Raw genomic sequence first — 13,525 nt, 5'->3', positions numbered from 1 at the left:
CCCCATGCAGTTCGATTTCTTCCCCTCGCGCCAGATCAGCTGGTACATGATCCGGCTGTTCCTGACCCGTACCCTGGCGGTGCTGGCGATGCTGGTGATCGTGCTGCAGATGCTCGACCTGCTCGGCAATTCGGGCGATATCCTCGCCTATCCCGGCAATGGCGACGCGCAGCTTTGGCATTATGTCAGTTTGCGGGCACCACAGATCATCGCCCGTTTCCTGCCCTTCTCGGTGCTGCTGGGCACGCTTATCATGCTGGCGACGCTGAACCAGAACAGCGAAATCATCTCGATGAAGGCCGCGGGCCTGTCAGCGCACCAGATATTGGCCCCGCTGGTGGCGGCGGCACTGGGCATCGCCCTGCTGAGCTACGTCTTCAACGAGCGGGTCGTCGCCCGGTCGACGGCGATGCTGAGTGCGTGGCAGGCGGTCGATTTCGGCCCGATCCCGGCCGATAGTGGGATCAAGACCAATCCCTGGGTGCGCGACGGCAATAATCTGGTCACGGCCGCAATCGTGGCGGGACGTGGTACCGAGGTCCAGTTGCGCAAGGTCGAAATCTTCAACCGCGTCAACAACAGCCTGACCACCATCATCGAAGCGCCCAAGGGGCATTATGACGCGACCACCCGGAATTGGGTACTCGAAGGGGCGCGGCAATTCGACGTCGCGCGCGGCACGCTCAAAAATGCCGGCACGATCCATTTCGGCAGCGACATCCGTCCCGACCAGTTCACCCTGGCCAAGGTCGATCCCGACAGCCTGACCTTCACCGAATTGCGCGCCGCGATCAGCGACCTGCACGATGCCGGCCGGCCGACCGCGGAACTGGAAGGCAGCCTGTGGCACAAGCTGTCCGGCCCGCTTTCCGCCTTGCTGATGCCGATCCTCGGTTCGGTCGCCGCCTTCGGCCTGGCCCGTTCAGGCCAGCTCTTCCTGCGCGCGGTGATGGGCATGGCGCTGGGCTTTGCCTATTTCGTCGCCGACAATTTCTCGCTCGCCATGGGCAATCTGGGCGCCTATCCGCCCTACCTTGCCGCCTGGGCGCCCTTCCTCCTCTTCCTGCTGCTGGGCGAGACCGTCCTCTTCCGCACCGAAGAGTGAGGGATATGAAAAAGGCCGGTGGTTTCACCGGCCTTTTTGCTTGCTTTGGCATGGCTTCCGCTCAGCGTGCGCCCATCGTGCTCCGCGCGATCTTCGCGACCAATGGCATCATCCCGGTGTAATTGCCCTTGTGATAGGGCGAGTCCCCGTCCAGCGTCGCGATCAACTGGCGATGCGCCGGACCCAGATTATGATAAGGCACGCTGGGCAGCAGATGGTGCAGCGCATGGTAGCGCAGGCCAACCGGCGCCCATAGTTCCGGCAGCGTGCCGGGCGGCGGCACGTTGACCGAGTCGAGATACTGCGCCGTCACGGTCATGGCATCGCCCTCATTCTCCCACAGATGGGCGACCAGGGTCCGCAACTGGTTGATCACGGTCATCGCCGAATGGATCGCCATATAGACGAGCAGCGGCTTCCAGCCGAAGGCGAAGACGCTGCCCACCAGCGCCAGCGCGAACAGGCAGGCACCCGCTTCCTGCCAGGCCCACATGCGGGCGAAATCGCCCTCGGGCGCGCGGCGGCGATAGGCGGGGTTGATCGACAGCGCCGAAAATTCCGCCACCACCTTGCGCCGCAGCGGCGGGATGATCAGGCTGAGCGGCGTCAACACGCCAAAGCGCAGGATCAGACCGACCGGCGCCAGCGCGGCGACGACGATGAACAAGGGCAGCGACCAGGGTTTCATCAATGCCAGCGGCAGATATTCCGGATCCTCCGCCGTGCCATAGCGGGTACGGGCATGGTGCTGGGTATGCACGCCCTCATAGAGGAAGGACGGGATCATCAGCGGAATGCCGACCAACAGATTCCAGCCAAAGCGGAAGCCGGGCAGCGCCCCCTTGCGGATATGGGTCAGCTCATGGATGAAGCTCGCGGCCCGATACAGCGCCATCATCGACAGCAGCGCGCAGCCAATCGCGATCGCCACATTCTGAGCCAGAATCGCGCCGGCCAGCGCACCATAGCCGATCAGCGCGGATGTCAGCAGGTCGGGCCAGTAGATGGCGGGATTGGCGGTCGACAGCGTGCGCGTCAGTTCAGCCGCCGCCCGCAGCATTTTCGTATCGTCGGGAATGGCCGAGCGCGTACGGGACGCGGCGGCCAATATGGGATCATGCACAGTCATGCGGCCTTCCCTAGACTCCAAATGCGCTGCAATCGTGGCAGCAACGTGACATATTCACCATCATAATGACCCATCCGACGCATGTGATTGACATTGCGCAAACAAGGGCCGAACTGCTCGGCAAACCCTATCAAAGGCAGCTGCCGTGGCACAATCCGATCTGCTTATCACCCCCGTTGCGACCAAGGCCGACCTCAAGGCCTTCGTCGACTTGCCGTGGCGCATCTACGCCAATGATCCCAATTGGGTTCCGCCGCTCAAGGACGAGGTCTATGGCCTTCTCACTCCGGGCAAGAACCCCTTTTTCGGCCATGCCGAGGCGCAATATTTCCTCGCCCGGCGCGGCAACACCATCATCGGCCGCATCGCCGCGCATATCGACCATCTCGCCCTTGCCCAGCCCCCCGAGCAGGGCATGGGGCCGGGTACCGGCAATTTCGGCCTGTTCGAGGCGGCGGACGCGGAAGCCGGCGCGGCGCTGATCGCGGCGGCCGAACAATGGCTGCGCAACAAGGGGATGACCCGCGTGCTCGGCCCCATTTCCTTGTCGATCTGGGAAGAGCCGGGCCTGCTGATCCAGGGACATGATCATCCCCCCACGGTGATGATGGGGCATAACAGCGCGACCTATCAGCCGATGATCGAGGGCGCGGGCTATCAGCCTGTAAAGCAGCTCAAGACCTATGAGCTGGACATCACCAAGGATTTCCCGCCGCTGATCCAGCGCATCGTCGCATCGGGCGAAAAAAATCCGCGCATCACCGTCCGCAAAGTCGACAAATCGAAATTCGACCGCGAAGCCGCGATCATTCTGGGCATCCTCAACGACGCCTGGGGCAAGAATTGGGGCTTTGTCCCCATCACCGACGAGGAAGTGGCCTTCACCGGCAAGAAGCTCAAGCCGATCGTCTATGAAGACCTCATCATGATCGCCGAACTGGACGGCGAGCCCGTCGCATTCATGATGACGCTGCCCGATCTCAACGAAGCGATCACGCCACTCAACGGCTCGCTCTTCCCGTTCGGCTGGCTCAAGCTGCTCTGGTGGCTGCGCAAACCCACGTGCCGCACCATGCGCGTGCCGCTGATGGGCGTGGTACAGCGCCTGCAATCCTCGCGCATGGCCAGCCAGCTCGCCTTCATGATGATCGAATATATCCGCCGCAACGCGCTCGCCCATTATGGCTCGACCCGGGGCGAGATCGGCTGGGTGCTTGACGACAATCAGGGCATGAACGCGATTGCCGACGCAATCGAAAGCAAGGTGAACAAGGTCTATCAGATCTACGAAAAGGATCTGTGATCCTTCCGGCGCGGCATCAGGCGGCGGCCGGGGTGGCCTCGGTCGCCTTCAGGTGCCGCGCCAGGAAGTCCAGGCAACTGCGCACCTTGGCGCTTTCACTCTGTGACGGCAGATAAAGCGCGACAATCGGCGAGGCGGGCAGCGGCACCGCAGGCAGCACCGGTTGCAACCGTCCTTCATCCAGGTCGTCCGACACATCCCATAGCGACTTGATGACGATGCCGGCACCATTCAGCGCCCAAAGCCGCGCCAGTTCGCCGTCATTGGTGCTTAGCACGCGGCTCGCCCGGCTCGTGTCGATATCGATCATGCGCCACATGTCTTGCCCGCCACCGATGACGATGCGGTCATGGCCAGCCAGATCGTTCACCGTGCGCGGCATCCCGCGCCGGTTGAGATAGTCGGGCGAGGCACAGAGCATCCGCGGATTGTCAGCCAGTCGCTTCATGATCAGGCCGCTGTCGGGCGGCGGGTCGAAGCAGATGGCGATATCATGGCCGGTCTCGACGATATTGGCTACCTGCCCCGCCGCCTCCAGATGGACCGCGACCTCCGGGTGCAGCGTCGCATAATGCTGGAACAGGGGCGCCAGCCGGCTGCGGCCGGAATGCAGCGTCGTCACGACACGCAGCGGCCCGGCTGGCTCTGTCGCATTGCGCATCACGACATTTTCCGCCTGATCGATGTCGGACAGCGCTTGCCCCGCCTTCTCGTAGAATATCTGCCCTTCCTGTGTCAGCGTCATATGACGGCTGTTGCGGCGGACCAGCATGACCCCCAGCCGCGCCTCCAGTTGCGACAGGCGGCGACTGGTCGCGGCGAGCGACAGGTCCAGCCGTCTGGCCGCTTCGGACAGGCTGCCCGATTCGGCAATTTTCACGAAGGACAGGATTTCAGCATAGCGGTCGGGCATGCGTAAAAAGCTATGCGCGTTACGCTGCATTGCAATAGGCGCAAGGTTGCAACTCCGTGTGAAAACATTGCCACGTCTCTCGAAGGAGACGGAAATGCGACGGAATTTTGCTGTCGTTACCGCTACCGCAAGGCTGGCTTGCATATGACAGAGCCCGTTGACCACCGCTTGTGCGTCGCATCATTTTTCGGACAAAGGCCGCACGTCGGCCCCATTTTCGGAAAGGACCGCCATGATCCGCACGCTCGCCGCAACGCGCGCTGCTCCCCGGCCACGGGCCAACCAGCGCATCGCCTGGAACGATATCGAAGCCCTGCCCATCTATGCCGCCATGGCGCTATGCTTTGCCTGCGCCTGGCTGGCGATCAGCGACAGCACCCCCACCATCTATGCGACGATCCTGAAGGCCGTCGGCATCATCGGCGGCATGGCATTGCGCCATGCCTGGATGAAGCTGGACGAGACCGACGGTACGGACGCCGCCTGACCCCGTAGAGAACCGCCCCTATATGATCGTCGGACGTGCCCCGCGCATCCGTCAGAGCTTCCAGACCGCATGGCGCGCCCTGATCGCGTTATTCTTCTGGGATCTGGCGGTCACCATCTTCTACTTCATCTCGCCCTTCAAGGCGCCGGCATTACCCCTGACCATCTTCGGCACGGCGCTGGCGCTGGTACTCGGCTTCCGGGTCAATTCGGCCTATCAGCGCTGGTGGGAGGGTCGCATCCTGTGGGGTGCGATGGTCAATGTGTCACGAAGCTGGGCGCGTGCCGTGATGAACTTCATCCCCGACCGCTCCGAGACGGCGGAGTTGCGCCAGACACTGGTCGAACGCCACATCGCCTATGTCCATGCGCTGCGATGCCAGTTGCGCCGGATCGATCCCGCGCCCGATATGTGCCGGGTGCTGGCCGGACCGGAGATAGCGGAGCTGAGCCGACGTAACCCGGCCAACGGCCTGCTCGAAGGATCGGGCCGCCGGGTCGAACAGGCGCGTGCGCAGGGCTGGATCGACACTATCCAGCAGACCCAGATCGAACGGCTACTGGTCGACATGTCGAACGCGCAAGGCGGCATGGAACGGATCAAGAACACCCCGCTGCCCGCCCAATATCGCAGCTTCCCCAAATTCTTCACCCGGCTCTTCTGCATCCTGCTGCCGATCGGCCTGGTCGAAACGCTGGGCATCGCCACCCCGGTCGGATCGGCGGTCGCGGGCTTCATGTATCTGGCCGTGCTGCAGATCGGCGACGACCTGGTCGATCCGTTCGGCAACGACGTCCACGACCTGCCGCTCGACAGCATCACCACCACGATCGAGGCGGACATGTGCGACACGCTCGGCCGCGAAGGGCCACCCCCGGTCCAGCCGGTCGATGGCGTGCTGTGGTAACGGCCTGAACGGGCGCGGCCCTTAGCCGCCCCGCTTGCCCTTCCCCTCGATCAGCACTGCCTGCTGCCAGCGGCTCGGCGCCTTGTCTGTACGATGGATGCAGCCAGCCCAGCAGCAGGGCCGTTTCTTGCCCTCCTGCATTTCCTCGATCGTCCGGGCAATGCGACGCGCGCGGGTCGCGGCCTGCTTGGCATCCTCGACCCAGCAGATGAACTCGTTGCGGCCAAGCGGCGTCAGCCCCTGCCACAGCGCGAAGATGCCGGCATCCGCCCGGATCGCCGCCTGCATGTCATCGGCCGCCTCATGCACCGTGCCCTGGAGAAAATCGTCCGTCACCCAGCCTCTCCGATCATTGCGATGCCCAGGCTACGCGGAAAAGGCCGGCTCCGCCAGCGCCAGACCATGCGTCCGGATCGCGCCGGGCCAGGCCGCCGCTGCGGCCTCGAACGCCCCTCTATCCCTGGCATAGAGCGCACGGATCGCGCCCTCATAGCCGGGTCGGTCACCGGCCATCGCGGTTAGGAAATGGTAGGCCGCATCCATCGCCGCGCGAGGCGAGGGCTGGTCCGCGCTGGCCTTGACCGCATCCTCGACCAACTGGCGCAACGTAGCCGAGGCGCCGCGCGGCTGCGCTGCCAGCCAGTCCCAATGGCGCGGCAGCAGGGTGATCTCGCGCGCCTGTACCCCCATTTTCGGTCGACCGCGCCCCCGTGGTGCTACGCTGGCTTGCAGGTCGATATCCACCTGTCGTCCGGTGTGGTCGTCGAACAGCAGGATGTTCTGGGCATCGTCGCCCATGGCGTGCAGCGCCGCGCGTACCTCATCCTCATCGCCGGTCGCGATCCAGTAATCGCCTGAAAAGGCCGTCAACGTGCGCTCCATGCCGAATCTCCTTCGGCACAGCATATATTACCCGGATATAATTGGGTCAATATAACCCGGATAATATTTAGACGTCGCGCAGTTCGACCCAGGTCGGGGCATGATCGCTCGCCTTCTCCCGGCCGCGAAACGCCTTGTCGACCTGGGCGTCGACCAGCCGGTCGGCCGCCGCCGGACTCAGCAGCAGATGGTCGATGCGGAAGCCCGCGTCGCGCGGCCAGGCCCCGGCCTGATAATCCCAATAGGTCCACACGCCTCCGGCCGGATGGCGGGTCAGGATCGCGTCGGCCCAGCCATCGCCCAGCAGCCGGCGATAGGCTTCGCGACTTTCCGGCTGCATCAGCGCATCGTCGGCCATCGCCTTGGGCGAATAAATATCCACGTCGCGCGGGATGACATTATAGTCGCCGGCAAGAATGGCAGGCACTTCCTCGGCCCAAATTTCCGCCGCCCGTTCCCGCAGTCGCTTCATCCAGCGCAGCTTGTAATCGAATTTGGGGCCGGGCTGCGGATTGCCGTTGGGCAGGTAGATGCTGGCGACCCGCACCCCCTTCACATCGGCTTCCAGATAACGGCTATGCTCGTCCTCCGGCTCGCCCTCCAGCCCCCGGCGCACTTCCATCGGCTGGTCGCCGCGCGCCAGGATGGCGACGCCGTTGAAGCCCTTCTGCCCGTGCCAGATCACGCCATAGCCGGCGGCCTCGATATCCTTGACCGGAAAGGTCTCGTCAGACGTCTTGATTTCCTGCAGGCAGGCGATGTCGGGCCGGGTCTCGTCCAGCCATTCCAGCAGGCGCGGCAGCCGCGCCTTGATGCCGTTGATGTTGAAGGTGGCGATACGCATGATGGACCTGTCTCTTTCGCTGTCCACTTCCCTTTAGAGAAGTAGGCCGGCTCTACAAGCCAATGCGCCGATCAGACCGAGAAGCTGGTGCCGCAGCCGCAACCGGCGGTCGCGTTGGGATTGGTCACCTTGAACGCCGCGCCGCCTAGGTCCGACACGAAATCGACGGCGGAACCGCGCACCAGGTCCAGGCTGACATCATCGACCACCAGCGTCACGCCGTCGCGCTCCACCGCCAGATCCTCGGCCTCGACCTGTTCGGCGAGGCCAAAGCGGTACTGGAAGCCCGAACAGCCGCCGCCTTCCACGGCCAGCCGCAGGATGGCGGGCTTGCCCTGCTTGGCAGCGATCGCCGCGACACGCGCGGCAGCGGAGGGGGTAAGGTCAATGTCGGCCATGGCGCCTAGATAGGATCAAGCAAAAGCCCCGGCAACCCATGGGCGCCGGGGCTTTGAAAAGCTTTTGCGGGAAAGGCCGGTCAGTCGGCCGCCTTTTCCTGCGCGCTGGTCGGACCGCCCATTGCGATCGGCGGCTTGGTATTCATCGCGATCAGATAGTCAGGACCGGCGACGAACGGGATCGGGTTGATCGCCGCACCATCGACGCGGACTTCATAATGAAGGTGGCTGCCGGTCGAACGGCCGGTCGAACCCATCAGGCCGATCACCTGGCCGCGATGGACATAGGAGTTCGGCGCGACCAACAGCTTCGACATATGGCCGTAGCGGGTTTCCATGCCATTGCCGTGCGAAATCTGGACCAGGTTGCCATAGCCGCTGGCCCAGCCGGCACGGCTGATGATGCCGTCGGCGGTCGCGTGGATCGGCGTGCCGATCGGGCCGGGAATATCGATGCCCTTGTGCATGCGGGCACTGCGGTTGAACGGGTCGGACCGCACGCCGAAGTTCGAGGTCAGCGACAGCTTCTCGACCGGGCGGCCCGACGGGATATAGGCGGCCGACTTGGCGTTGCCGTCCATGCGCTGCAGGCTGGAGAAGATGTTGGAGAAGCCGACATCGGCCGGGCCGAGCGCGCTGGTGTTGATTTCCGAGGCATCGCCATAAGGATCATCCTCATCCTTGGCATTGGCCGGAGCGGCGGCGCACATCACGCCAACCATGCCGACCATCCCGAAAATCTTGGCCGTCTTGCCGGCCGAATGGAACCAACGCGCACCCAGCGCATTCACAGTACGAAGAATCAACATGCCGACCCCGACTTATGCCCGCGAAGGCTTTTGCCTCTCGTGGGTTCCCCATGTTCAATAAAATGGCGACCTAGATCGCCCCCGCTGGATGCAGACTGCAAATCGCCGCTCAGCTTGCAAGCGCGTCGTAGAAATCCCGCGTCAAACCGGCCTGTCGACGCGCCGAGTCGTTGAACGGTGGCTTAACGCTTCCTCGAAAATGGCGTTTCACAAGGATTTGGTAATGTTTGACGGGGTCTAGCCCCAATCGGTTCGTCGCCTGGTTGAACCATGTCGTCCCGGCCGACACATGACGAATCTCGTCTGTCATAATCCGCTGCAACATCTTCGCGGATATATGGTCGCCCACCCCTTCGAACCGCGCGATCGTGGACGGCGTGATATCCAGCGCGCGGGCCTCCAGCACCATCGGCACGATCGCCAGCCGGGCCAGCGCATCGCCTGCCGTCTCGCTCGCCGCCTGCCACAGCCCGTCATGCGCGGGCAGCGCGCCATAATGGCTGCCCAATTGCCGCAGTCGCCGGTCGAGCAGGGCGAAATGCATCGCCTCGTCCGCGCCGACCCTCATCCATTCGTCGGTGAAGCCCGCCGGAAACTCCCCACCGAACCGCCCGATCAGGTCGAACGCCAGGTCGATCGCGACGAACTCGATATGCGCCAGTGCGTGCAGCATCGCGATCCGCCCGCTATCCGTGCCGATCTTGCTGCGCTTGGGCATCTGGCCCGGCGGCAGCAGTTCGGGCGCATCGGGCCGCGCCGGCCGGTCGGGCATTGCTATGTCGAACCGATGCGCCAACCGTCCCAGTCGCCAGGCCCGCGCCACCGCCCGCGCCGCCATCAACTTGGCGGTCGGATCGGCGATCTGGAGCACATGGGCGCAACCCGCGCCCACGGAATCGATGGCCAGCGGCAGGGTCAAAGCGCCTTCGCCGCCTCCAGCACCTCGGCGGCATGGCCCTTGACCTTCACCTTGGGCCAGACCCGCACGATCCTGCCGTCGCCGTCCGCCAGGAAGGTTGCCCGCGCGATCCCCATATATTGGCGGCCATAGAGCGACTTCTCGACCCAGGTGCCGAACGCCTCGCAGGCCGTGCCCGGCTCGTCCGACGCCAGCGTCACCGCCAGCCCATATTTGTCGCCGAATTTCTTGAGCTTGGCCGGTTTGTCCTTCGACACGCCGACCACCGCCACGCCCAGTGCCGCGAATTCGCTCGCCAGTTCGGTGAAATCCTTCGCCTCGCTGGTGCAGCCGGGCGTATCCGCCTTGGGATAGAAATAGACCACCACCGGCTTGCCGCGATAGCGCGCCAGGCTGAAGTCCGCGCCATCCGCATCCTTCAACGCCACGTCGGGCAACATCGCTCCCTGTTCAAGCATCTTGATCCTCCTGATAGGGCGCGGCCAGTGCGCGCCATGCGTCGCCGACGCTTTGCCGGGCCTTGGCATAGCTTTCAAGCAGCGCATCCCAATCGGCCGCGCCACAGGCCCGCGCCACCAGCGGCCGGGTCGCTTGCGGCGGCTCGGTCGACTTGGGCGACACCAGCCGCGACACGATCAGGAAGCGGGTGATCAACTCCTGCGCCGGGATCAGCGCGGCGGGCAGATGGCCGGCCGTCACCAGCTCGGCCAGCGCCTGGCCCAGATCCGGGTCGAAGCCCATGCGATAATGGAACTGATTGACGTGAATCAGGAACTCGATGTCGACCAGCCCGCCGGGCACCAGCTTGACGTCCAGTTCGCTCGCCGGCGGCTTGTGCCGGGCAATGTCGCCACGCATCTTCACCGCCTGCCGCGCCAGTTCGTCGAAGTCGCGCGGCCGTTGCAGCGTCTCGGTCAGGATCGCCTCCAGCGCGCTACGCGCCTGCGGCGATCCGAACACCGGCCGCGCCCGCGTCAGCGCCAGATGCTCCCAGGTCCAGGCTTCTTCACGCTGATATTTGGCGAAACTGTCGAGGCTGACCGCCAGCAGGCCCTGCGCGCCCGACGGCCGCAGCCGCGTGTCCACCTCATAGAGCGGCCCCGCCGCCGTCGACACCGACAGCGCATTGGTGATGCGCTGGCCGAGGCGGTTGAAATATTGGGTCGCACCCAGTGGCCGCGCGCCATCCGATTCCGCCAGGAAATCGCCGGTGAAGAGGTAAACCAGGTCCAGGTCCGACGCATGGGTCAGCACCCCGCCGCCCATCCGCCCCAGCGCCAGGATCACCATCTCGCCGCCCGGCACCTTGCCATGCACGCTCTCGAACTCGGCGACAGTGGCGCCCGCCAGCGCCTCGATCGCCGCTTCCGCCACCCGGCCATAGCCGCGTCCGGCCTCCAGCGGATCGCCGCCCCGCACGATCTGCACGCCCAGCGCGAAGCGGCGGTCATTCACCCGCTGTCGCACCCGGTCGAGCAGCGCCTGATAATCCTCGCCCGCCTCCAGCGCGGCAAATTGCTGCGCCAGGACATCGACCGGCGGCACGGGATCGAAGGCCGACGCATCGATCAGCCCTTCGAGCAATTCGACCCGACGGCTCAGCACATCGGCCAGCGCGGGCGCATGGCTCAATATCTCGGCCAGCAGCTCGACCAGCCCCGGCCGCGCACCCAGCAGCTTGAAGAAGTTGATCGCGCTCGGCAGCCGGCCGATCATGTCGTCCAGCCGGTTGAGCGCCCGGCCCGGATCGGGCGCGGTCGCGATCGCCGGCATCAACACCGGCAATAGTCGTTCCAGCGCCTCGCGCGAGGCGCCGCTGCGCAGCGAGCGGATCGTGCCGTCGCGCCAATGGGCGACCCGCGCCGCCGCCCAGTCGGCATCGGCAAAGCCCATCTCCTTGAGCTGCGCCTTCAGCTTGTCCTCGTCATGCGACAGGCTGCCATCGTCGGGCGCGGCGGTCAGCCGATCATAATTGGCCCCGACCCATTCGACATGGGGCCGCAGCAGGTCGAGCAGCGCCGGCCCGTCCGCCAGCCCGTGCAGCCGCGCGACATTATCCAGCGAATCCGGATTTTTCGGCAGTTCATGAGTCTGTCGGTCCTCGACCATCTGCAAGCGATGCTCGATCGTGCGGAACAGGATATAGGCCTCGTCCAGACGCGCGGCCACTTCCGCCTCGATCACGCCCGCCGCCGCCAGCGCGCGCAGCGCCTCGCGCGTATTGCCCGACCGCAGCGACGGGTCGCGCCCGCCATGGATCAGTTGATGGACCTGGGCGAAAAACTCCACCTCGCGAATGCCGCCGCGCCCGCGCTTCAGGTCATAGCCCGGCCCGAACGCCTGCCCCTGCGCATAATGGTCGCGGATGCGCCGGCTGATGTCGGTGATCGCGTCGATCGCGCCGAAGTCCAGGCTGCGCCGCCAGACGAAGGGACGAATCTGGCGCAGGAAATACTCACCCAGCGCCATGTCGCCCGCCGCCGGCCGGGCGCGGATGAAGGCCGCCTGCTCCCAGCCCATCGCGGTCGATTCATAATAGCCGATCGCCGCCTCCACCGGCAGCGCAATCGGCGTGGCTTCCGGGGACGGCCGCAGCCGCAGGTCGACGCGAAAGACATAGCCGTCGCCGTCGCGCGCGTTAAGTATCTCGCTGGCCCGCCGCCCGATCCGCACCGCCGCGTCGGCCACATCCTCCCGCTCGCCATGGGGCAGGGTGGTGGGGTCATAGAGCAGGATCGGGTCGATATCGGACGAGTAATTGAGTTCCCGGCTACCATGCTTGCCCAGCGCCAGCACGACGAAGCCCTGTGGCACTGCATCGGGATAGCGTTCGGCAAAGGTCGCCGCCAACGCTTCCTCCAGCGCCTGGTCGGCAAAGTCGGACAGGGTGCGCGTCACCCGGTCCATGTCCCAGGCACCGCTCAGATCCGCCGCCGCCGTCACCAGCGCGATCGCGCCGCGTCGCCGCCGCAAGGACTTCGCCACCCCATCCTCGGGCACGCCTTGCGCCTGCGCCGCCGCCATCGCCGCATCGAAATCACCGCCCGCCAGAAGCTGCGTCACGGTGGGGTAGCGATCCATCTGCCGCGCCAGAAATGGCGAATGCGCGCGTATCCGCGCCTCCAGGTCGATCCAGTCCGTCACGTTGCCGTCTCCTTGTTCGCGGCGATATCGCGCCCGAATGCGACGAAATCCAGAAACTTTTGGCGACCATGGCCGTTCTGTCCCTTATGGAAATACAGCGCAAACCTCTTGGCCGATCGGCACCGGGACGAGACAGCGGCGCTGGCCGTGTCGTAACCGTCGGCCTGCCACTGCCCTATGAAGGGGTCGGCAAGGCGTTGCGTGCCAGCTTCGCGACCCAGCGCGAAGGATTGCCGGACGATATGTTGGCGCTGCTGGCAAAGATCGATCAGCATTAACCTGCGCACATGCAGGCATTTGTTCATTCATTGGCGATAAGGCCCGAATCCTCTTTTCCTTTTTGCGGGAATAAGCTCGATCGATGATGTACAAGGTGTTTGCTGGCGGAACGCTGGTCGTGGCCCCGATGATCGTCCTGGCGCTTCAGAATTTCACGCCACATAGCGCGGCCGCGGACGCACAGGATAACAGCGCCATCGTGGCGCCTACGCCGACAACACCAGCCGCACCAACGGTTGTCGTGCCGTCAGCGCCGCCGGCCTTCGTCCCCCCCGATCTCAGCCAGCCAATGGGCGACGCCGGTCAGCCCAGCCTCAATCCGGCTGCGGGCCTGCCTGCACCCAGCGATTCAGCATCCGCTTCCGGCACGCCCGCCCCTGGCTCTCCCAACGCTGAACCCTGATCC

16 protein-coding genes are annotated in these 13,525 nt (G+C 64.8%); 6 read left to right on the top strand and 10 right to left on the bottom strand.

The annotated features are described in order from the left end of the window. The first annotated feature begins 4 nt into the window (after positions 1 to 4). A complete protein-coding gene (lptG, locus tag PMI04_RS06490; protein ID WP_007709741.1) occupies positions 5 to 1,105 on the top strand; it encodes an LPS export ABC transporter permease LptG in 1,101 nt (366 codons plus the stop codon). Between the two features lie 61 nt (positions 1,106 to 1,166). Here lptG and PMI04_RS06485 read toward each other — a convergent pair whose 3' ends face one another. Beyond that, a complete protein-coding gene (locus PMI04_RS06485) occupies positions 1,167 to 2,234 on the bottom strand; it encodes a fatty acid desaturase (RefSeq protein WP_007709737.1) in 1,068 nt (355 codons plus the stop codon). A 145-nt stretch (positions 2,235 to 2,379) separates the two neighbouring features. Between PMI04_RS06485 and PMI04_RS06480 the strand changes: the two genes are divergently transcribed. Then, positions 2,380 to 3,537 (top strand): hypothetical protein, encoded by a 1,158-nt coding sequence (locus PMI04_RS06480; protein ID WP_007709735.1) that lies wholly within the window; start codon positions 2,380 to 2,382, stop codon positions 3,535 to 3,537. 16 nt (positions 3,538 to 3,553) lie between these two features. Here the strand turns inward: PMI04_RS06480 and PMI04_RS06475 are convergent, their stop codons facing one another. Further along, on the bottom strand, positions 3,554 to 4,450 hold the full coding sequence (locus PMI04_RS06475) for a LysR family transcriptional regulator (RefSeq protein ID WP_037486394.1): 897 nt from the start codon (positions 4,448 to 4,450) through the stop codon (positions 3,554 to 3,556). A 232-nt stretch (positions 4,451 to 4,682) separates the two neighbouring features. Between PMI04_RS06475 and PMI04_RS06470 the strand changes: the two genes are divergently transcribed. After that, positions 4,683 to 4,937 carry a hypothetical protein gene (locus PMI04_RS06470; RefSeq protein ID WP_007709731.1) on the top strand — a complete coding sequence of 85 codons (255 nt, stop codon included), beginning with the start codon at positions 4,683 to 4,685 and terminating at the stop codon, positions 4,935 to 4,937. A 22-nt stretch (positions 4,938 to 4,959) separates the two neighbouring features. After that, complete coding sequence (locus PMI04_RS06465) at positions 4,960 to 5,844, top strand: bestrophin family ion channel (RefSeq protein ID WP_007709729.1); 885 nt, start codon at positions 4,960 to 4,962, stop codon at positions 5,842 to 5,844. Positions 5,845 to 5,865: 21 nt separating this feature from the next. Here the strand turns inward: PMI04_RS06465 and PMI04_RS06460 are convergent, their stop codons facing one another. The 8 genes from PMI04_RS06460 to PMI04_RS06425 all read right to left on the bottom strand — a co-directional run bounded on the left by PMI04_RS06460 (position 5,866) and on the right by PMI04_RS06425 (position 12,840). Beyond that, on the bottom strand, positions 5,866 to 6,180 hold the full coding sequence (locus PMI04_RS06460) for a YdeI/OmpD-associated family protein (protein WP_007709728.1): 315 nt from the start codon (positions 6,178 to 6,180) through the stop codon (positions 5,866 to 5,868). 30 nt (positions 6,181 to 6,210) lie between these two features. After that, positions 6,211 to 6,726 (bottom strand): DUF2239 family protein, encoded by a 516-nt coding sequence (locus PMI04_RS06455; protein ID WP_007709727.1) that lies wholly within the window; start codon positions 6,724 to 6,726, stop codon positions 6,211 to 6,213. 67 nt (positions 6,727 to 6,793) lie between these two features. Next, positions 6,794 to 7,570 carry an exodeoxyribonuclease III gene (gene xth / locus PMI04_RS06450; RefSeq protein ID WP_007709726.1) on the bottom strand — a complete coding sequence of 259 codons (777 nt, stop codon included), beginning with the start codon at positions 7,568 to 7,570 and terminating at the stop codon, positions 6,794 to 6,796. A 71-nt stretch (positions 7,571 to 7,641) separates the two neighbouring features. Continuing rightward, a complete protein-coding gene (gene erpA / locus PMI04_RS06445; RefSeq protein ID WP_004211010.1) occupies positions 7,642 to 7,968 on the bottom strand; it encodes an iron-sulfur cluster insertion protein ErpA in 327 nt (108 codons plus the stop codon). Between the two features lie 80 nt (positions 7,969 to 8,048). Beyond that, positions 8,049 to 8,777 (bottom strand): M23 family metallopeptidase, encoded by a 729-nt coding sequence (locus PMI04_RS06440; protein ID WP_007709722.1) that lies wholly within the window; start codon positions 8,775 to 8,777, stop codon positions 8,049 to 8,051. A 109-nt stretch (positions 8,778 to 8,886) separates the two neighbouring features. After that, the gene (locus PMI04_RS06435) at positions 8,887 to 9,696 is read right to left on the bottom strand and encodes a ferritin-like domain-containing protein (RefSeq protein ID WP_007709720.1); all 810 of its coding nucleotides are present in this window, start codon (positions 9,694 to 9,696) and stop codon (positions 8,887 to 8,889) included. Continuing rightward, positions 9,693 to 10,154: a thioredoxin-dependent thiol peroxidase gene (gene bcp / locus PMI04_RS06430; RefSeq protein ID WP_007709718.1), complete on the bottom strand. Its 462-nt coding sequence runs from the start codon at positions 10,152 to 10,154 to the stop codon at positions 9,693 to 9,695. Before bcp ends, PMI04_RS06435 begins: the two co-directional genes overlap by 4 nt. Further along, positions 10,147 to 12,840 carry a bifunctional [glutamine synthetase] adenylyltransferase/[glutamine synthetase]-adenylyl-L-tyrosine phosphorylase gene (locus PMI04_RS06425; protein ID WP_007709716.1) on the bottom strand — a complete coding sequence of 898 codons (2,694 nt, stop codon included), beginning with the start codon at positions 12,838 to 12,840 and terminating at the stop codon, positions 10,147 to 10,149. Before PMI04_RS06425 ends, bcp begins: the two co-directional genes overlap by 8 nt. A gap of 86 nt (positions 12,841 to 12,926) precedes the next feature. Between PMI04_RS06425 and PMI04_RS06420 the strand changes: the two genes are divergently transcribed. Together PMI04_RS06420 and PMI04_RS06415 are read left to right on the top strand one after the other, a co-directional pair. Then, positions 12,927 to 13,118 carry a hypothetical protein gene (locus tag PMI04_RS06420; protein ID WP_081491009.1) on the top strand — a complete coding sequence of 64 codons (192 nt, stop codon included), beginning with the start codon at positions 12,927 to 12,929 and terminating at the stop codon, positions 13,116 to 13,118. Between the two features lie 83 nt (positions 13,119 to 13,201). Then, positions 13,202 to 13,522, top strand: a complete 321-nt coding sequence (locus tag PMI04_RS06415; protein WP_238535917.1) for a hypothetical protein — start codon at positions 13,202 to 13,204, stop codon at positions 13,520 to 13,522. The last annotated feature ends 3 nt before the right edge of the window (positions 13,523 to 13,525 follow it).

Source organism: Sphingobium sp. AP49 (genome assembly GCF_000281715.2).
Taxonomy (GTDB): domain Bacteria; phylum Pseudomonadota; class Alphaproteobacteria; order Sphingomonadales; family Sphingomonadaceae; genus Sphingobium.
The sequence above is the reverse complement of the archived record's forward strand: the minus strand, read 5'-3'. Positions and strand labels throughout refer to the sequence as shown.

Bases quoted from the DNA above. Each gene is read 5' to 3' on its own strand.
- lptG (WP_007709741.1), top strand. From the start codon at position 5: ATGCAGTTCGATTTCTTCCCCTCGCGCCAGATCAGCTGGTACATGATC.
- PMI04_RS06485 (WP_007709737.1), bottom strand. From the start codon at position 2,234: ATGACTGTGCATGATCCCATATTGGCCGCCGCGTCCCGTACGCGCTCG.
- PMI04_RS06475 (WP_037486394.1), bottom strand. From the start codon at position 4,450: ATGCCCGACCGCTATGCTGAAATCCTGTCCTTCGTGAAAATTGCCGAA.
- PMI04_RS06470 (WP_007709731.1), top strand. From the start codon at position 4,683: ATGATCCGCACGCTCGCCGCAACGCGCGCTGCTCCCCGGCCACGGGCC.
- PMI04_RS06465 (WP_007709729.1), top strand. From the start codon at position 4,960: ATGATCGTCGGACGTGCCCCGCGCATCCGTCAGAGCTTCCAGACCGCA.
- PMI04_RS06455 (WP_007709727.1), bottom strand. From the start codon at position 6,726: ATGGAGCGCACGTTGACGGCCTTTTCAGGCGATTACTGGATCGCGACC.
- xth (WP_007709726.1), bottom strand. From the start codon at position 7,570: ATGCGTATCGCCACCTTCAACATCAACGGCATCAAGGCGCGGCTGCCG.
- erpA (WP_004211010.1), bottom strand. From the start codon at position 7,968: ATGGCCGACATTGACCTTACCCCCTCCGCTGCCGCGCGTGTCGCGGCG.
- PMI04_RS06440 (WP_007709722.1), bottom strand. From the start codon at position 8,777: ATGTTGATTCTTCGTACTGTGAATGCGCTGGGTGCGCGTTGGTTCCAT.
- bcp (WP_007709718.1), bottom strand. From the start codon at position 10,154: ATGCTTGAACAGGGAGCGATGTTGCCCGACGTGGCGTTGAAGGATGCG.
- PMI04_RS06420 (WP_081491009.1), top strand. From the start codon at position 12,927: ATGGAAATACAGCGCAAACCTCTTGGCCGATCGGCACCGGGACGAGAC.
- PMI04_RS06415 (WP_238535917.1), top strand. From the start codon at position 13,202: ATGATGTACAAGGTGTTTGCTGGCGGAACGCTGGTCGTGGCCCCGATG.